This window comes from Limibacillus sp. MBR-115 (genome assembly GCF_040549425.1).
Lineage (GTDB): Bacteria > Pseudomonadota > Alphaproteobacteria > Kiloniellales > CECT-8803 > Limibacillus > Limibacillus halophilus.
Window position 1 is genome coordinate 26,400 of sequence record NZ_JBEPTJ010000007.1, and the last position, 17,122, is coordinate 43,521.

Below are 17,122 nucleotides of genomic sequence, written 5' to 3' on the forward strand. Positions count from 1 at the left end.
TTGATCAGCCGAACAGCCCATAGGGCATCCAGCGCTTGATCTGCGAGCCGACACTATGCAGAGAGCACTCGCCAGCGGCAAGCCCAGCTTTAAGGCGCTTTAAAGGCAAAGTGTAATGCCCCTCGTCGTTGACAGGCCGTAGTGTGTTGCCTATGTCTGTTGCGCGGCGAAGCACCATGCTTACGCCAGTTATTTTTCTCGCCTCGTGAGGTTTCATATCCATGATCGGCGCCATCGCCAAGCGGTTGTTCGGAAGCGCCAACGATCGCTACGTCAAATTGCTCCACCCTCTGGTCAAGGAAATCAACGCCCTTGAGCCGGAAATAGAAAAGCTGAGCGATGAAGAACTGCGGGCTCGCACGCCTCAGTTCAGGGAGCGCCTCGACAAGGGCGAGAAGCTCGACAATCTGCTTGTGGAGGCCTTTGCCACCGTTAGAGAAGCTGCCAAGAGAACGCTGGGCCAGCGGCACTTTGACGTGCAGCTCATGGGCGGCATCATCCTTCACCGCGGCATGATTGCCGAGATGAAAACCGGCGAAGGCAAGACTCTGGTCGCAACGCTGGCGGTTTACCTAAACGCCATCGGCGGTAAAGGCGTCCATGTGGTGACGGTCAACGACTATCTCGCCAGACGTGATTCCGAATGGATGGGGCAGATCTACCGCTTTTTGGGCCTGACGGTTGGCTGCATCGTCCCGAACATGGACAATGCCGCGCGGCGCGAAGCGTACGCTTGCGACATCACCTACGGCACGAACAACGAATTCGGCTTTGATTATCTCCGGGACAATATGAAGTTCCGATTGGAAGATATGGTTCAGCGCGAGTTCAACTTCGCGATTGTCGACGAGGTTGATTCGATCCTGATCGACGAAGCGCGAACGCCGCTGATCATCTCCGGCCCGGCTGAAGACTCCTCGGAGCTTTATGCCAGCGTCGATAAGCTGATCCCGAAACTGGACCCGGAAACCGACTACGAGAAGGATGAGAAGGCCAGGTCCGTGGCCTTCACCGAAGTCGGCCAGGAACGGATCGAAGCGCTGTTGATGGAATGCGGCCTCCTGAAGGAGGGGTCTCTTTTCGATACACACAATGTCAGCCTGCTGCACCACTCCAACCAAGCCTTGCGCGCGCACGCCCTGTTCGAGCGCGACACCGATTACATCATCAAGGACGATAAAGTTATCATCATCGATGAGTTTACCGGCCGCATGATGGAGGGACGCCGCTTTTCCGAAGGCCTGCACCAGGCTCTGGAAGCCAAGGAAGGCGTTACGATCCAAAAGGAAAACCAAACCCTCGCGTCGATTACGTTCCAGAATTATTTCCGGCTTTATCCGAAACTGGGCGGCATGACCGGTACGGCCATGACCGAGGCTGAGGAATTCCAGGAAATCTACAAGCTGGAAGTCGTTGAAATGCCGACCAACGTCCCCGTCGTCCGCAAGGACAACGACGACGAGGTTTATCGAACCGCACGGGAGAAGCATGAGGCCATCATCAAGTTGATCGGCGAGTGCCAGGAGCGCCAACAGCCGGTTCTGGTCGGAACGGTGTCCATTGAAAAGTCCGAGATGCTCTCGGAGATGCTTAAGAAAGCGAAGATTCCCCATCAAGTCCTGAATGCCCGTTATCACGAGCAAGAAGCCTTCATCGTCGCCCAGGCCGGTGGACCTGGTGCGGTCACGATCGCAACCAACATGGCCGGCCGCGGCACCGACATTCAGCTCGGCGGCAACCTGGACATGCGTATCGCTCAGGAGGCTGCCGGCATCGAGGACGAAGCCGCACGAGCGGCGAAGATCGCGGAGATCAAGGCCGAGATCGCCCATAACCGGGAGATCGTGCATACGGCCGGCGGCCTCTATGTGATCGGTACCGAACGCCATGAAAGCCGTCGCATCGACAATCAGCTTCGCGGCCGTTCGGGCCGCCAGGGCGATCCTGGCGCCTCCAGCTTCTTCCTGTCCCTCGAAGACGACCTGATGCGTATTTTCGGGTCGGAACGTATGGACGGCATGCTGCAACGCCTGGGCCTGGAGGAAGGCGAACCGATCATCCACTCCTGGGTGAACAAAGCCCTGGAGAAAGCCCAGCAGAAGGTTGAACAACGCAATTTCGAGATCCGAAAGAACCTGCTGAAGTTCGACGATGTCATGAACGATCAACGCAAGGTCGTTTACGAACAGCGCAAGGAACTCATGCAGGCCGAAACGGTACAAGATACCGTCCGCGATATGCGCTACGAGACGTTGGAGGAAGCGGTAAGCACCGCAATTCCGACCGGTTCCCTGCCGGAGCAGTGGGACCTGGACGGCCTGCATGTGAATCTGCGCCGCTTGACCGGCCTCGATCTACCCGTTCAGGAGTGGGCCAAGGAAGAAGGCATTGCCGAACCGGAGATACTGGAACGTATCATCAAGGCCAGCGACAGCCGAATGGCCGAAAAAGCCGCCAACTTCGGCCCGGAAATCATGCGTATGGCGGAGAAATCGATCCTCCTGCAGGTTCTTGACCAACAGTGGAAGGATCACCTGCTGGGCCTTGACCATCTGCGGCACGGCATTGGCCTGCGTGCCTATGGCCAACGCGACCCGCTGAACGAGTACAAGCGGGAGGCCTTCGACATGTTCGGGGCGATGCTGGACGAAGTGCGCCAGACCGTGACCGCCGTGCTTAGCCATCTGGAAGTGCGCAGCAACGAAGCGCCGGAAAGTCTGGCACCCCAAGAGCGTCCGCGGGAGTTGCATGAGGGTCGTCAAGACCCGGCCTTTGCAGAACAGGGACGGCAGGAAGCTGCCGCTCAGGGTCAGGGCAACCTTGCCGGGCAGGCAACCGTCGAGACGCGCCAAGCCGCTGCCAAGGTCAATCCGAATGATCCGGGAACCTGGGGCCGTGTGGCACGCAATGCGGCCTGTCCTTGCGGATCCGGCAAGAAGTACAAGCACTGCCACGGGAAACTCTAGTTTGCACCCGCTTCACCTGTCGGAACAGGCGGGCCGCTGACCCGACGTGATCCGACGAAAGGAAATTGAACGTCCTCTGGCGTCCTTCGGGCGGCGCGGCGAATGACCGGACCTTTCTGTACAAATTAATACACAACAAAATGCTTTTCTCAGGGTATCCGTAACGACCGGATCACCAACCAATCACTGAACGATGGGAGCCCTGGCCCCATTTATCGGGAAAGCTTTGTTTATTTTTCGTTTCAGCCGGCTGGACCGGCAATCTGGATCGCTTGAATGAAGATCGCCTACAGACCTGAAATCGACGGGTTGAGGGCGCTTGCCGTTGTTGCGGTCATTCTTTACCACGCGGAGATTCATGCTTATGGCCTCACATGGTTTAGCGGAGGCTTTCTTGGCGTCGATGTTTTCTTCGTTATCAGCGGGTATCTGATTACCAAGCTGATTTTATTGGAAATACGGCAATGCGGCCGCTTCGACTACGGCCGTTTCTTCGAGCGAAGAGCCCGGCGCATACTTCCCATGCTCTTTATGACAATGCTGGTCGCGTTGCCGTTCGCTTGGTTCACGCTGTTGCCCACGGCGCTGACCGAATACGCTCGGTCGATGCTTTCGTCCGTCTTTTTCGGATCAAACATCTTTTTCTATTTCTCAACGACCGGGTATGGCGCTGACACAAGCCTTCTGAAACCGCTTCTCCACACATGGTCTCTCAGTGTTGAAGAGCAGTTCTACCTTACGTTTCCGTTTCTCCTGGTAATATCCGAACGATATCTACGAAAGCGCGCTCCGGCGGCCTTGATTCTGCTCGCGGCCGCAAGCCTGTCGATCATGGCATGGGTCAGCCGCAGCGATCCAAGTTTGGCCTTCTTCATGCTGCCGAGCCGGGCGTGGGAGCTTCTCGCCGGAGCGCTCTTGGCATACTCAGAGATAAAAAAGGGCGCCCGGGAACTTCCGCCCTCGAGTGCTGCCTTCTCAACCGCCGGCCTTTTGCTCATTGTCTTCGCGTTTGGCACCCTGGACGAGGAAACGCAGCACCCGGGTTTGGCGACCTTTCTGCCTGTCATCGGGACCGTTCTGGTTATTCGCTATGCCGGCGCCTTGGACCTCGCTGGCCGACTCCTCTCCACGCGGCTTCTCGTCGGCATCGGGCTCATCTCCTACTCACTCTACCTCTGGCATTATCCGATCTTCTCATTCTCGCGAATTTCTCTCGTTTACTTCAGCTTGAACGATAAACTGATAGCTATTGCACTGACATTCGTCCTGGCGTTGCTCTCTTACAGATTCATCGAACAGCCGTTTCGCGACCGACAGCGCTTCGGGCGGAAAAAGGCCATCGGTTCGATGGCGTTGACCGCGATGCTTCTTAGCGGAATCGCCTCAACCGTCGATTTGAAGGAGGGGGAGTTTGGAAGATACGCACACTTGAAGTCGCTCCTCGCCGACTACGAGCCGGATAACGACAAACTGCTCGACGAAACCTGGATCCTGGTGGACGCGATAAAGCGGCGCGCAAAATTCGAACCGCCGGACCGAGCCACCAAAGTTCTAATCGTAGGAAATTCTCACAGTAAGGACTTGTACAACGTGTTCATGACCAATGCGGGCTTGTTCACGGAGCTTGGATTTTCCCGGTATCCCATGCAGCTCGCCGACTTCCACCAACATAGCAAACAGGCGGGCAACTTCTTCAGGAGCGCCGCCTATCGCAAAGCCGATGTGATTTTCGTTTCGACGAGATACTTGAGGAAGCGTCGAAAGGCCGGGGGTTTGAGCGACATTGAGGGTCTGGAGTCCCTCGCTAAACGCGCGCTTTTGGACGACAAGATCCTCGTAGTCGCCAACAATACGGTTGAGTTCTTTTGGGATGGCACAAAGACCCTCTATGACTCACTCCTATGGCAAGCGAGCGCAGATAACGGAAAAGCAAACACTGGCTTCTTCGAGACCGTGAATCAGCGCTACTTTCTGGAGCGCAACAAGGCCCGGGCGCCGGCGGAGGTCGATGAGATCAATCGTGAGATCGCCGATTTGGCCCAGACCTATGACTTCACCCTCTTGAAGAAAGAGGATTACCTCTGTGATTTTTCGCTGAAAATCTGCTTCGGCGCGACGGACGAGGGACACAAAGCCTTCTATGACTATGGCCACTACACCATGCAGGGCGCCGCATTTTTTGGCCGCCGCATCCACCAAATCGGCTGGTTGAAACCGCTGGAGGAGAAACTGTCCAAACGTCGCCAGACTTCAAGCAGGATTCCAGCCGGCTGGCCGGATAATTAAAGCCTAGCTCAAGCCCTTTTGCCCCATGGCAAGGAACTTCTCCCGGCGATCCTGGCGCAGCGCATCACCGTCCAACCCCTTCAGGCTTTCAATCTGTTCCCAGACACTATCGCCCACCCGGCGCATCGCCTCGTCTCGGAAACGGTGAGACCCGCCAAGTGGCTCCTCGATCACCGCATCAATGACGGCAAGCTTCTTGAGGTCCTGTGCCGTCAGCTTCAGAGCCTCGGCCGCGGATTTCGCCTCGTCGCCACTCCGCCACAGAATTGATGCGCAGCCCTCCGGCGAGATGACGGAATAGATTGCATGCTCCAGCATAAGAACCCGATTCGCTGCCGCCAGCGCTATGGCGCCGCCGGATCCACCTTCGCCTATCACCACGGCAACGAAAGGCACACGAATGTTCAGACCCACCTCGATTGACCGGGCGATAGCCTCTGCCTGACCTCGTTCTTCGGCCCCCTGCCCCGGATAGGCGCCGGCGGTATCCACAAAAGTGATCACCGGCAAGTCAAAGCGCTCGGCCATCTGCATCAGGCGTTGCGCCTTGCGGTAGCCTTCAGGACGGGCCATCCCAAAATTACGCTTCACGCGGCTGGTGGTGTCATGACCCTTTTCAGTACCGATCGCCAACACGCTGCGCCCCTTAAAGCGACCAATCCCGCCGATTACCGCATGGTCCTCACCATACAGGCGGTCGCCTGCCAGCGGCACGAAATCCTCGAGCAAGTGCGCGATGTAATCATTCGCGTGCGGCCGATCCGGGTGGCGCGCGACTTGGGTTTTTTGCCAGGGCGTTAATTTCGCATAGGTTTGCGTCAGCAGGCGGTCGGCCTTCTGCTGCAAGCGTGAAATCTCCTCCGCGATGTTTACGTCATCGTGGTTGGAGAGGTGACGGAGCTCATGGATCTTGCCTTCGAGCTCGGCGATGGGCTGTTCAAAATCAAGGTATGTCTGCATGGCGGGCCGTTCTACCACAGGCTTTTATGGAAAGCGAAGCGTAACCTGCTTCATAGAGGTAGCAAAAGGCCTAGGCAATATCTGTGGCTTGACAGCGGGCGCTGGGACGGTCACTTCTTGGGGCGTTCCTAGGGGTGTCCGTGACAGCGGGCTGAGATTGGGATTTTTCGTCCCTGACCCTTAGAACCTGATCCGGGTCATGCCGGCGCAGGGAATGGAATAGAAGCCGCCACACCATCCACGGACGGCAAACCGCTCCTGCTCTTAAGCACCCCGGATCTCCGCGCCGCCACTTAGACGACAAGGAGGTCCGTTGTCATGTTTCGAAAAATCATCCCGGCCCTGGGTATTGCCCTGTCTTTGCTGCTCGCCGCACCAACCCGCGCGGCCGAGCCTTTTACCGTTCTACTCGATTGGTTCTTGAATCCCGATCATGCGCCGTTGGTCGTTGCCCTGCAAAAAGGCTTCTTCGCCGAGGAAGGGTTGGCAGTCGACCTAATTGAGCCAGCCGATCCCAACGACCCACCCAAGCTGGTCGCCGCCGGACAGGCGGAGGTCGCCGTTTCCTATCAACCGCAGCTTCATATCCTGGTTGGCGAAGGGCTGCCGCTTACACGCATTGCAACGCTGGTGGCAACCCCGCTGAACACCCTTCTGGCGCTGGAAGACGGGCCGATCAAAACCATTGGAGATCTGAAAGGACGCAAGATCGGTTACTCGGTCGGCGGCTTCGAAGACGCGTTGCTCGGTGCCATGCTTAAGCAGGTTGGATTGGGATTGGACGACGTGGAGTTGATCAACGTCAACTTCTCGCTCAGTCCTGCCTTGCTATCGGGGCAGGTCGATGCCGTCATCGGCGCCTACAGGAACTTCGAGCTAAATCACCTCGATCTGGAAGGCCACAAGGGCCGCGCTTTCTTCATCGAGGAGCACGGCGTACCTGCCTATGACGAATTGATCGTCGTTGCCAAGAACGACACCCTGGGCGATGCCAAGCTTGCGGCTTTTCTACGGGCGGTGGAGCGCGGCACCACCTACTTGATCAATCATCCGGCAGACAGTTGGGCCGCGTTCCTGGAGTACCGCCCGGAACTGGATGATGAACTGAACCGTCGCGCCTGGGCCGATACGCTGCCGCGCTTTGCCTTGCGGCCCGCCGCGCTCGACCGCAGTCGCTATGAGGCCTTCGCAGCTTTCCTGCAAGATCAGGGCGTTATCCGCAACAGCCCGGCCCTCGACAGCTATGCGGTGGAAGTCGCCCGCTAGCCTTTTGCCTGGCCCTGGCCGGCGATCTGCTCGGCGGTTTTGACCATTACCTCCGCCTGCTTGATCGACGCGATGTCGATGAGCCTACCATCCAGAGAGACGGCGCCCTTGCCGTCTTTCTGGGCCTGCGCCATGGCCTCCAGAATACGCTTGGCCTTGGTGACTTCCTGCTCCGAGGGGCTAAAGACCTCGTTGGCCAGACCGATTTGGCTGGGGTGAATGGCCCACTTACCTTCACAGCCCAAAACAGCGGCGCGGCGCGCCTGCGCCTTGTAACCATCGGCATCCGAGTAATCACCGAAAGGACCATCGATGGGGCGCAAGCCATTAGCACGCGCCGCAACCACCATGCGGGCGATAGCGTAATGCCACATATCACCCCAGTGATAATCGCGCGGCGCCCCATCGGTTTCCGCGTCTGTCAGAACGCCGTAACTTGGATTCGGTCCGCCGATCCCGGTGGTGCGCGCCTTTGTCGAGGCCGCGTAGTCAGCGACACCGAAATGCAGGCTCTCGTTGCGCTTTGAGGCTGCGGCGATCTCATGGATGTTCTGCATGCCCAATGCCGTTTCGATGATAAGTTCGAAACCGATGCGCTTCTTCCGACCCTTTGCCGCTTCGATCTGGGTCGCCAGCATATCCAGCGCATAGACATCCTGCGCGGTGCCGACTTTCGGGATCATGATTAGATCGAGACGATCACCGGCCTGTTCCAGAAGGTCGACGACATCACGGTACATGTAGTGGGTATCGAGCCCGTTGATCCGCACCGAGAGGGTCTTGTTGCCCCAGTCTACATCGTTGACCGCGGCGATCACGTTGCGGCGGGCCTGCACCTTCTCGTCCGGCGCCACGGCGTCCTCCAAATCGAGGAACACCACATCCACGGCGGAGGCCGCTGCCTTCTCGAAAAGTTTGGGGTTGCTACCGGGAACCGCAAGTTCGCTGCGGTTCAATCGCGCCGGAGCCTGTTCGACGATGGTAAAGCTCATCAAGTCCCTCCCAATACATCCTGGACGACCGCTAATTGCTGCGCCGCAAAAAACTGATCCTCAGGCAATAGCAAGACTAGGAGGGGTCCAGCAAGCCCTTCGCAAGTGGGTGATGGTCATCGACTAACCGCCGCAGACGCTCATCCAGGACATGGGTGTAGATTTGCGTGGTCGAAATATCGGCATGCCCGAGCATCTGTTGAACCGAGCGGAGATCAGCGCCATGCGCCAATAAATGACTGGCAAAGGCATGGCGCAAAACGTGTGGCGATACCTTTGTCGGCTCGATATTCGCGTCAACAGCCAGAGCCTTCAGGAGCTGGGCAACCCGGTGACGCGTCAAATGGCCACTGCTGCTGCGGGAGAAAAACAGCCAGGGCGAGGACTTCCCTTTCGGCAAGATGTCCGCGCGCGCTGCCAAGTAATCCTTCAAAGCGCCGCGCGCCGCCTCGCTTAGCGGCACAATGCGTTCTTTGTCACCCTTGCCCCGTACGGTCAGGACCTGCGGATCGCGGGCGGCTGCGGCCTGTGGCAAGGCGACCAATTCGGAAACGCGCATGCCGGTGGCGTAAAGCAACTCCAACAAGGCGACGAGTCGCGCGCCCTCGAAGCCCTCCTTCCGGCGCGCTGCCTCCAGCAGCGCATCCACCTCCTTTTCAGAGAGAATTTTGGGCAGCGATCTGCCCTGCCGCGGGCTGTCTAAATCGGAAGCGGGATTGTCGCTGCGCCAACTCTCGGTATAGAGAAAGAGATAGAATTGACGGATCGTAGAAAGGCGGCGCGCAACGGTCCTGGCCGCCATTCCCGCATCCTTCTGCCTACCCAGGAAAGCCCGCAAGTCCTCGGCTGCGGCCTGCCGCAACGATATCCTTTTGCCGCCAAGGAAAACCGCCACTTTTTCAAGATCTCGGCGGTAGGATTCCTGCGTATTGAGAGAGGCTCCACGTTCGGCCTCAAGCATCTCCAGGAAGCTATCGATGTCACGCGCGCTGCCCTGCAAATGGCCTGCCCCGCCGGCATCCGCGCGCCCGGAATCCTCTGCCGACATCAGATTCCGGCGCGCACTGCGGCTTCGATTGCCAAGTGGCGCGCCTCCTCCGGGTAACCCAGTCGAATGAGGGCCGAGCAGATTGCTTCCAGCTTACGCGGATGAAGGTGCTGCGTCCCCTTGGGCGCCAAGGTGATCAGACTCAACAAAATCGCCTCACCCCTTCGGTTGCCGTCGGCGGCGTCTCGCAGCGCCAACAGCGTATTGTTGTTGGGCTCCGGCCAAGTCCCGCTGGGGTAATTGGCGAGCTGGCGCGACAGATCGGACATCTCCGCCTGACCCAGCGCCTCGAAAGCACTCGCCAGTAAGGTCTGGAGGTCGGCGATATGCTCTTTCGATTCATTACGCGCCAGGCCCCAGGCAGCAAGGCTGCCATCCCAATCCGATGCGCTAAACCCAGCCAGCCGCGCATAAGGCCAAAGCGTCGTCAGGGACGCCTGTGCCTGCGGGCTGATCATTGACTCGCGCCGAGCCAGGTCGAACCAAGCGTTGGCGCCTTCGTACTTGCCGAGCGCATAAAGCGCGCGTCCGGCGGAACCGGCGAACCAAAGCAGGTCCGGTTCCGGCTCCAGGGACAGGATCGATGGGGCAAAAGCCTGTGCGGTTACGTAATAAAGTCCGTCGGCTCTGCCTTCCTCCAGCGCGACCAACACCAGTTCGGCGCGCAAGGACGGTTGCGCCGCCGCCTCGGCGGCCTGCAGGAGTAGTGCCCGATCAAGACCGCCCGGCTGGCTTCCAGCCAAGCTCAGCGCCGTGGATATCTGTTGCTGCGTGAAGGAAACGGTACGGTAGGCTTCACGCAGGTTATCACCATCCAAAGCCGCGTTGGCTGCGGCCGTTTCGGCAGCCAAAACGCGCTCGTTAGCCGATAGCCCCTTGAGGCGCAGCGACGCCACGGCGATCTTGGGATCCTTCAGGTCGAGCATTCCTTCCGGCAAAGCTTCACCAAGTTGATCCGCCATGGCCAACTCAGGAGCTTTCGCCGGGAGTAAATCGGGAAAGTGCCCAACGCCATCTAGCATGCGCTGACCAAGTGCCAGGAAAGCGCCTTCGGGATCGCCGCCTAGCTCCTGCATCAATTGCAGACCAAGCTGCGCCGGCGCTATTTCACCCGCGCGAATATTGCAAAAAACCAAAGTTTTCTGCCAAAACTCCGGGTCGTTTTCGGCTGCGGCTTCAGAGGTCGCAACCGCCATGGCGCGTTCCACACGGCCGCGCGCCGTATTGCAGGCTTCATCGTAGCGGCCAAGATAGAGCAGCACCTCCGCCTTTTCTCGGGCGATAACCGTCTCCTGCAAAGGCCCCGCGACCAGTTCGATCAGCGCCCCTGCATCCGCGATATGCCCTAACGCAATCAACCGTCGGATGCGCGCACGCAGCAGTGCCGAATCCGTCGCTTCCGGACCGGCTTGCGGGCCTTCTGCATTGGTCAAAAGAAGACGCCGCGCCATGCCCTCGCCCCAATGGGAGCGGATATCATTGGGCAATTGCCGAATCAAACCAAGCACGATGCCACGGTGCGAACCTTCCCACAGATCGTAGCCAAACCCACCGTCCTGCGGCTCTAGGGGGCCTATGGTTTCCAGGCTCGGGCGTGCGAGGGATTCGATTTGAATGCCTCGCCTAGGGGTGCTGGGAGATACTGTTTGAGATGGTACTAACGGTGCGAACCCGCTGGAAGGCGCGAGTGCGCCTGTGAACCCGCCGCTTTGGCTTCCATCGGTTTGGCCGCCATCAAGTGACGGTACTGATGGGGAATCGCCGTCGGGCTGCAGACCGCTGCCTGTCGCCGGCGGCATCAAGCGTATGGGACCGTTGCTTTGCTGGGCTTGCGCAGCTTCCGTCATCAGCAAGAGGCTTGCCGCAAGAAGCAAACAGCGATGCGATGTCAGAATACGCATTACTTCGTGCATGCAATTATCGCGGCAACCGCTCATTCGGTATGACTTTCTCCATGCGCTGGGTCGGCGGCGGCATGTCCCATGTCGCAAGAACTGCACCGCCGATCCCGCCGATGAGGAGAATGAGTACCAGAATGATACCGATTTTTCGCATGCGACCTTCCGCTTTTCTTTCTAACTTCTTTCCCCGACGCTCGCCCGGTCCGACACCCGCGCCCAGCCCTATTCTGCACGTCTTCACCAGGCTTACGCAAAGACTCTGGCGTTGAAGGGAACAGCGACGTTCCTTGCGCTTGTAGCACCTGTTTATGCTAGGTTCCGACTATGGCGACTTTGCGGCACTCTAGCTTTCGGCCGTTGACCCGGCAATGGCGATGGAGCAAGCCGATAGCGCAGAGATGACGACAGGAACGATGGACAGGATGATTGCAGAGGATAACGGCAACGGCGGAAATGAAACCGCCGCCTTGGAGATCGACAGGAGTTTGGTCCTGGTCGGCCTGATGGGGGCTGGAAAAAGCTGCATAGGGCGCAAACTGGCGCAGAAGCTCGGGCTACCCTTCGTCGATGCGGACAACGAGATTGAGAAGGCTGCCGGTTGCTCGATTGCCGACATATTCGAAACGCGTGGTGAGGAAGAATTCCGCGAGGGAGAGCGCCGGGTCATAGCCCGCCTGCTGGATGGTCCTCCTATTGTTCTGGCGACCGGTGGTGGCGCCTTCATGGATCCACACACCCGTGAAAAGGTGAAAGAATGTGGCATTTCCATCTGGCTGCGCGCCGACTTGGACTTGCTGGTGCGCAGAACGGCAAAGCGAAATCACCGTCCGCTCTTGAACAAAGGCAACCCGCGCCAAATCTTGCGGAACTTGATCCAGAAGCGTTACCCCACTTACAACGAGGCCGAGATCGTGGTGGATTCACAGAATGGTCCGCCGGAGGAAACAGTGAAGCTCGCACTAGAAGGCTTGAAATCCTATCTTGAGCGCCATAACGACAGCGCGCGTATGGGACACAAGGATGCGCGTTTCGAGGTTGGCTCATGACGCCGCCGACCTTCGACACGCCATTGTCGTCAGACCGACGGCACAAACGACTGCGGCTCGACTTGGGTCCGCGCGCCTATGACATACTGATCGGTCAAGACGTGCTTGGCTTGGCCGGGGCCGAGATCGCGCAACTGGGGCACAAGCGCTGTTTCGTGATCACCGACGAGACCGTGGCACGCTATCACCTGGATGCCCTGACTGCGTCTTTGGATCATAACGGCATCAAGGTCGAAGCGCTTGTCCTGCCGGCTGGGGAGCGGACCAAGAGTCTCACCCAGCTTGAAAAGTTGACGAATGATCTGCTCGAAAAGAAGGTCGACCGTCATTCGCTTTTAATAGCATTGGGCGGTGGCGTGATCGGTGACCTCACGGGATTCGCCGCAGCGGTTCTGTTGCGCGGCATAGATTTTGTACAGGTTCCCACAACCTTGTTGGCGCAGGTCGATAGCTCGGTCGGCGGAAAAACCGGCGTGAACAGCCCGCACGGCAAGAACCTGATCGGCGCGTTCCACCAGCCGCGGCTGGTTTTGGCCGACACCGAGGCGCTGTCCACCTTGCCACGTCGTGAACTCCTGGCCGGCTATGCGGAGGTCGTCAAGTACGGATTAATCGACGATCCCGCGTTCTTTCACTGGTTGGAAACCCATGGGCATGCCGTTATCGACGGCGACCCGGTCGCACGGCTGAAAGCGGTCCATACCAGTTGCGCGGCCAAAGCGCGGATCGTGGCTGCCGACGAACGGGAAAACGGCCAGCGGGCGCTGCTTAATCTGGGCCATACCTTCGGGCACGCCTTGGAGGCGGAAACGGGATATGGCGACCGCTTGCTTCACGGTGAAGCCGTGGCCATTGGCATGATGATGGCTTTCGATTTTTCTGTACGTCTGGGGCTTTGTCCGGCTGAAGATGCAGAAAGACTGCGGCGCCACACAGCTTCACTAGGCTTACCGACCGACCCCAGCCAGGTGCCGGGACAGTTTTTTGCCCCGGCCGCACTGATCGAGCATATGACCCGCGACAAGAAAGTGCGGGACGGGCGGATGACATTCATCCTTGCGCGGGGCATCGGCAAGGCTTTCATTACCTCTGAAGTGAACGCAAGCGATTTGCAGGACTTCATGACCATGACGCTGGCGGCCTGATCCGATGGACGCCAAGTACCTGCCAAGGCGCTGAGATAAATTTATGGAAACCGACATAATTCTGACGCTGCTATCGATCATCGGCCTGTTGCTGATATCGGCATTCTTTTCCGGATCGGAGACCTCCATCACGGCGGCTTCGCGGCCGCGCATGCATAACCTGGAACAACAGGGCGACGAGCGGGCGAAAACCGTCAATGAACTTTGGGCGCGCAAGGAGCGGCTGATTGGCTCCATCCTGCTCGGCAACAATTTGGTCAACATCCTGGCCTCCGCCTTGGCGACCTCGGCTTTGATTCGTCTGTTCGGTGATGCTGGTGTGGCCTATGCGACCTTGGGAATGACGGCATTGATCCTGATTTTCGCGGAGGTGCTGCCGAAAACCTATGCCATTCATCATGCCGACAATGTGGCGCTGGCTGCCGCCGGCCCTTTGCGGCTTGTCGTGGCGGTGCTGAGCCCGCCGGTGCGCGCCGTGCAAGCTCTGGTCCGTTTGACCCTGTGGATATTCCGCGCCCACGTCGACACCCATCTCACTGACGAAGTACGTGAAGAGGAACTGCGCGGCGCCATCGAGCTACATCACGGCCCCAGCGACGAAGTTCGCGCCGAACGGCAAATGTTACGCTCTATTCTGGATTTGGCCGACCTCGAAGTTTCCGAGGTCATGACGCATCGCCGCAACATCGTCGCGCTGGACGCGGACCTGCCACCAGCAAAACTCATCGAGCAGGTGCTCGCCGCTCCCTATACCCGTATTCCGCTCTATCGCGAGAACCAGGACAACATCGTCGGTGTATTGCATGCCAAGGAGTTGTTCCGAGCTGTCCGTGCCCATCCTGCGCCGTTGGAAAGCCTGATGGCGGGCGACACCGAAGCCGAGCGGGATGACAAGAACAGCCTGGATATCGCCGGCATAGCGAACAAGCCCTGGTTCATTCCGGACACCACGGACCTACTAAGTCAGCTGGAGGCCTTTCGAACACGGCATGAGCACTTCGCCATCGTCGTCGACGAGTATGGTGAAGTGCTGGGAATCGTCACCCTTGAAGACATTCTCGAGGAGATTGTCGGCGAGATATCCGACGAGCACGATATCAAGGTTGAAGGCGTCCGACGCCTGAAAGACGGCTCGATCGAAGTCGAGGGCACGGTTACGATCCGCGACTTAAACCGCATGTTCGAATGGCGTCTTCCCGACGAAGAGGCAACGACCATCGCCGGTCTCATCCTGCATGAAGCCAGGCGCATTCCCGAAGTCGGTCAGGTCTTCCTGTTCCATGGCCTTCGCTTTGCCATTAAAGGCCGCAAGCGCAATCAAGTGACACGCGCGCTGATAACGCCTGCTGATGACGGCGGCGAGGACGGACCGGCCCGGACGGAAGAGAGAATGGACGCGGCAGCGAAGTAATCCGCATAAAGTCACAGTTTGAATTGGAGCGTGATAGATGCCTCTCCCACCCGCCAAGGTCGCCCGCGAACAGAAGCACACGCGGCAATATCGCTTTCAGGGCTACGAGCGAGAAGACGGCCTGTTCGACATAGAGGGCCATATGACGGACAGCAAAACCTACGGATTTCCAAACGCTTTTCGCGGCCGGATCGAGGCTGGAGAACCAATTCACGATATGTGGATTCGTCTGACCTTGGATATCGATATGGTGGTGCGCGATATCGAAGCCGTCACTGACTCCGGCCCCTACGGTATCTGCCCCCAGATCACGCCGAACTTCAAGAAAGCCATCGGCCTGCAGATCGGCGCAGGCTGGCGGATGGCCGTCAAGAAACAGCTCGGCGGCACCGAGGGTTGCACGCATCTGGTGGAAATGCTGGGGGCCATGGCGACGGCGGCCTACCAGACTATGTGGCCCGCCCTGGCGCGCAAGTCGGCAGAGCGCCGTGCGGCGGGAGCCCCGCCATCGCGACCCGCCTTGTTAGGCACGTGCCATGCCTACGCACCCACGAGCCCGGTTGTCAGGGATACCTGGCCGGAATTCTATGAAGGTCCGGAGTCAGGCTCAGACTCAAGCTCTGGCGAAGATTCGCCCAAAGCTTCCTAAAGCCGCCCGGTATCACAAACTAGGCTTGGCTCCCTTCGCTGGATGACGTCTTGGTTCCCGGTCGCGCCGGGGCTTTAAGGCCTCCGTGGCCGACACCTGCATGTCCGGCCTCGGTTGCGGCGATTCGAAAATACCCAAGTATGAAAACCCGAACCCCTGCGGTAAGCGAAGATTCGGAGCGTGTGCTATCGATTTTTTCGCAAAGCAAGTGGAGTGAGCTACGCTCGCGGATAGCAATCTCCTGCAGGGCATCCCACATCATCGCCTCCAGTCGCAGCGACGTTCTGCGCCCCTTGATCGTCACATTCCGGTTGATCAGCGTGCTCGGTTTGGAGGTGGCCGCGACCGACGCTCCAAGCCTGCCCCCCTTTTGATTAGATGCCATAATCCCCCATCCAGCATTTCTGGATAGAGTAGTGATTTATCTAAGGTATGCAACCCTAGATTTTCTAAAACGGACGATCTTCAGGCCTTTGCGGCGGCCGCCTCGGCAGGTGTTTTTGTCACCAGCTCAAGTGCATGAACGCGTTCGGACAATTCACTCTCAAGCAGTTCGTACACCTTTCGCTGGCGCGCGACGCGCGAAAGGCCATCAAACGCCTGGGAAACGATCTCGACATGGAAATGCGTTTCCCCACCCTCTCGATAACCTCCATGACCGCGGTGTTGATCCGAGTCGTCGCGCACCAACAGCCGTAGCGGCGACAGGGCCTCGGTCAGCTTAACTTCAATTCGTTCTGCGTAGGACAACACGACCATTTTCTCCCGTTGCTGGTTTTCCACTGTCCGACAGCCTTCCGGCTCACGCATGCCTGCTTTGCAACGTGCGGCATGCCTTGCCTGAAAGCGGTCCGCCCACCATACTTGGGGGGCTATGTCACGCAATCAGTCAGAGCACCTTTTCAGGCCGTTCCGCAAGGCCCAGCAGCAGATGAAGCTCTGCGACGCCCACGGCTGCGAAGGAGAGGGAATCTATCGCGCGCCCATAAGTCGCGACCATTTGGACCAGTACTACTGGTTTTGTCTGGATCACGTGCGTAGCTATAACCGTGCCTGGAACTTCTTTGCCGGATTGGATGAGGGCACGATCGAACGCATGACTCGCGCGGACACAGTCTGGCAGCGTCCAAGCTGGCCTTTCTCGGGCCGCAGTCATCGGCATTACGACAATGCCGGCTTTAGCAAGGGCAACGCGGCAAACGATCCCTTCGGCTTTTTCGAGCACGAAGACGCCGACCCGCCCAGCAAACCGGCCAGTACTGAGGAAACACGGGCACTGGCTGTTCTCAAGCTTCGCCCGCCCGTAACCTTTGAGGAGATTCGCCAGAGCTATCGTAGGCTGGTAAAGGAACACCACCCGGATGCGAACGGCGGTGACAAGGCGGCCGAAGAGCGCCTGAAGATCATCATTCAGGCCTATGGTCACTTGAAAGCTATTTATTCCTGAGGCCA

The 17,122-nt window shown here is 58.5% G+C and carries 16 protein-coding genes and 1 riboswitch; of the genes, 8 read left to right on the plus strand and 8 right to left on the minus strand.

The features are described 5' to 3' along the window. Window positions 1–4 precede the first annotated feature (4 nt). Window positions 5–223 (minus strand): hypothetical protein, encoded by a 219-nt coding sequence (locus ABIE63_RS13845; protein ID WP_354505082.1) that lies wholly within the window; start codon window positions 221–223, stop codon window positions 5–7. On the opposite strand from ABIE63_RS13845, the gene secA reads away from it, so the two are divergent. Together secA and ABIE63_RS13855 are read left to right on the plus strand one after the other, a co-directional pair. Next, entirely contained in the window at window positions 222–2,966 is a 2,745-nt protein-coding gene (secA, locus tag ABIE63_RS13850; protein WP_354505083.1) for a preprotein translocase subunit SecA, read from the plus strand. The two genes, ABIE63_RS13845 and secA, sit on opposite strands and share 2 nt — an antisense overlap. Window positions 2,967–3,242: 276 nt before the next feature. Next, window positions 3,243–5,252, plus strand: a complete 2,010-nt coding sequence (locus tag ABIE63_RS13855; protein WP_354505084.1) for an acyltransferase family protein — start codon at window positions 3,243–3,245, stop codon at window positions 5,250–5,252. A 3-nt stretch (window positions 5,253–5,255) separates the two neighbouring features. Here the strand turns inward: ABIE63_RS13855 and ABIE63_RS13860 are convergent, their stop codons facing one another. Further along, window positions 5,256–6,212, minus strand: a complete 957-nt coding sequence (locus ABIE63_RS13860) for an acetyl-CoA carboxylase carboxyltransferase subunit alpha (protein WP_354505085.1) — start codon at window positions 6,210–6,212, stop codon at window positions 5,256–5,258. Window positions 6,213–6,332: 120 nt separating this feature from the next. Continuing rightward, window positions 6,333–6,444: riboswitch (TPP riboswitch) on the plus strand. 86 nt (window positions 6,445–6,530) lie between these two features. Here ABIE63_RS13860 and ABIE63_RS13865 point away from each other — a divergent pair. Beyond that, window positions 6,531–7,478 carry an ABC transporter substrate-binding protein gene (locus tag ABIE63_RS13865; RefSeq protein WP_354505086.1) on the plus strand — a complete coding sequence of 316 codons (948 nt, stop codon included), beginning with the start codon at window positions 6,531–6,533 and terminating at the stop codon, window positions 7,476–7,478. Here the strand turns inward: ABIE63_RS13865 and ABIE63_RS13870 are convergent. The 4 genes from ABIE63_RS13870 to ABIE63_RS13885 form a co-directional block, all read right to left on the minus strand. Further along, entirely contained in the window at window positions 7,475–8,470 is a 996-nt protein-coding gene (locus ABIE63_RS13870; protein ID WP_354505087.1) for a CoA ester lyase, read from the minus strand. The two genes, ABIE63_RS13865 and ABIE63_RS13870, sit on opposite strands and share 4 nt — an antisense overlap. Window positions 8,471–8,546: 76 nt before the next feature. Next, window positions 8,547–9,518 carry a site-specific tyrosine recombinase XerD gene (gene xerD / locus ABIE63_RS13875; RefSeq protein WP_354505088.1) on the minus strand — a complete coding sequence of 324 codons (972 nt, stop codon included), beginning with the start codon at window positions 9,516–9,518 and terminating at the stop codon, window positions 8,547–8,549. Next, window positions 9,518–11,431, minus strand: a complete 1,914-nt coding sequence (locus tag ABIE63_RS13880; protein WP_354505089.1) for a hypothetical protein — start codon at window positions 11,429–11,431, stop codon at window positions 9,518–9,520. Before ABIE63_RS13880 ends, xerD begins: the two co-directional genes overlap by 1 nt. A 4-nt stretch (window positions 11,432–11,435) precedes the next feature. Next, window positions 11,436–11,573 carry a hypothetical protein gene (locus ABIE63_RS13885; protein WP_183417169.1) on the minus strand — a complete coding sequence of 46 codons (138 nt, stop codon included), beginning with the start codon at window positions 11,571–11,573 and terminating at the stop codon, window positions 11,436–11,438. Between the two features lie 268 nt (window positions 11,574–11,841). On the opposite strand from ABIE63_RS13885, the gene ABIE63_RS13890 reads away from it, so the two are divergent. The 4 genes from ABIE63_RS13890 to ABIE63_RS13905 are packed head-to-tail and all read left to right on the plus strand — an operon-like array spanning window position 11,842 to window position 15,670. Further along, window positions 11,842–12,465, plus strand: a complete 624-nt coding sequence (locus ABIE63_RS13890; RefSeq protein ID WP_354505090.1) for a shikimate kinase — start codon at window positions 11,842–11,844, stop codon at window positions 12,463–12,465. Then, window positions 12,462–13,610 (plus strand): 3-dehydroquinate synthase, encoded by a 1,149-nt coding sequence (aroB, locus tag ABIE63_RS13895; RefSeq protein ID WP_354505091.1) that lies wholly within the window; start codon window positions 12,462–12,464, stop codon window positions 13,608–13,610. Before ABIE63_RS13890 ends, aroB begins: the two co-directional genes overlap by 4 nt. A 43-nt stretch (window positions 13,611–13,653) precedes the next feature. Next, window positions 13,654–15,021: an HlyC/CorC family transporter gene (locus ABIE63_RS13900; protein ID WP_354505092.1), complete on the plus strand. Its 1,368-nt coding sequence runs from the start codon at window positions 13,654–13,656 to the stop codon at window positions 15,019–15,021. Between the two features lie 37 nt (window positions 15,022–15,058). Further along, window positions 15,059–15,670, plus strand: coding sequence for a DUF2889 domain-containing protein (locus ABIE63_RS13905; protein ID WP_354505093.1), 612 nt, complete (start codon window positions 15,059–15,061; stop codon window positions 15,668–15,670). Window positions 15,671–15,689: 19 nt separating this feature from the next. Here ABIE63_RS13905 and ABIE63_RS13910 read toward each other — a convergent pair whose 3' ends face one another. Both ABIE63_RS13910 and ABIE63_RS13915 read right to left on the minus strand, forming a co-directional pair. Then, complete coding sequence (locus ABIE63_RS13910) at window positions 15,690–16,055, minus strand: ribbon-helix-helix domain-containing protein (RefSeq protein WP_354505094.1); 366 nt, start codon at window positions 16,053–16,055, stop codon at window positions 15,690–15,692. An 80-nt stretch (window positions 16,056–16,135) separates the two neighbouring features. Continuing rightward, window positions 16,136–16,480 (minus strand): BolA family protein, encoded by a 345-nt coding sequence (locus tag ABIE63_RS13915; protein ID WP_354505095.1) that lies wholly within the window; start codon window positions 16,478–16,480, stop codon window positions 16,136–16,138. 64 nt (window positions 16,481–16,544) lie between these two features. Here ABIE63_RS13915 and ABIE63_RS13920 point away from each other — a divergent pair, with 64 nt between their 5' ends. After that, window positions 16,545–17,117, plus strand: a complete 573-nt coding sequence (locus tag ABIE63_RS13920) for a J domain-containing protein (RefSeq protein WP_354505096.1) — start codon at window positions 16,545–16,547, stop codon at window positions 17,115–17,117. Window positions 17,118–17,122 lie beyond the last annotated feature (5 nt).

What these genes read in the sequence shown, in the direction of transcription:
- ABIE63_RS13900 (WP_354505092.1), top strand. Translation starts at nt 13,654, where the DNA reads ATGGAAACCGACATAATTCTGACGCTGCTATCGATCATCGGCCTGTTG.
- ABIE63_RS13845 (WP_354505082.1), bottom strand. Translation starts at nt 223, where the DNA reads ATGGATATGAAACCTCACGAGGCGAGAAAAATAACTGGCGTAAGCATG.
- ABIE63_RS13870 (WP_354505087.1), bottom strand. Translation starts at nt 8,470, where the DNA reads ATGAGCTTTACCATCGTCGAACAGGCTCCGGCGCGATTGAACCGCAGC.
- ABIE63_RS13920 (WP_354505096.1), top strand. Translation starts at nt 16,545, where the DNA reads ATGTCACGCAATCAGTCAGAGCACCTTTTCAGGCCGTTCCGCAAGGCC.
- ABIE63_RS13860 (WP_354505085.1), bottom strand. Translation starts at nt 6,212, where the DNA reads ATGCAGACATACCTTGATTTTGAACAGCCCATCGCCGAGCTCGAAGGC.
- ABIE63_RS13890 (WP_354505090.1), top strand. Translation starts at nt 11,842, where the DNA reads ATGATTGCAGAGGATAACGGCAACGGCGGAAATGAAACCGCCGCCTTG.
- xerD (WP_354505088.1), bottom strand. Translation starts at nt 9,518, where the DNA reads ATGTCGGCAGAGGATTCCGGGCGCGCGGATGCCGGCGGGGCAGGCCAT.
- ABIE63_RS13915 (WP_354505095.1), bottom strand. Translation starts at nt 16,480, where the DNA reads ATGCGTGAGCCGGAAGGCTGTCGGACAGTGGAAAACCAGCAACGGGAG.
- ABIE63_RS13855 (WP_354505084.1), top strand. Translation starts at nt 3,243, where the DNA reads ATGAAGATCGCCTACAGACCTGAAATCGACGGGTTGAGGGCGCTTGCC.
- ABIE63_RS13865 (WP_354505086.1), top strand. Translation starts at nt 6,531, where the DNA reads ATGTTTCGAAAAATCATCCCGGCCCTGGGTATTGCCCTGTCTTTGCTG.
- secA (WP_354505083.1), top strand. Translation starts at nt 222, where the DNA reads ATGATCGGCGCCATCGCCAAGCGGTTGTTCGGAAGCGCCAACGATCGC.
- ABIE63_RS13885 (WP_183417169.1), bottom strand. Translation starts at nt 11,573, where the DNA reads ATGCGAAAAATCGGTATCATTCTGGTACTCATTCTCCTCATCGGCGGG.
- aroB (WP_354505091.1), top strand. Translation starts at nt 12,462, where the DNA reads ATGACGCCGCCGACCTTCGACACGCCATTGTCGTCAGACCGACGGCAC.
- ABIE63_RS13880 (WP_354505089.1), bottom strand. Translation starts at nt 11,431, where the DNA reads ATGCACGAAGTAATGCGTATTCTGACATCGCATCGCTGTTTGCTTCTT.
- ABIE63_RS13905 (WP_354505093.1), top strand. Translation starts at nt 15,059, where the DNA reads ATGCCTCTCCCACCCGCCAAGGTCGCCCGCGAACAGAAGCACACGCGG.
- ABIE63_RS13910 (WP_354505094.1), bottom strand. Translation starts at nt 16,055, where the DNA reads ATGGCATCTAATCAAAAGGGGGGCAGGCTTGGAGCGTCGGTCGCGGCC.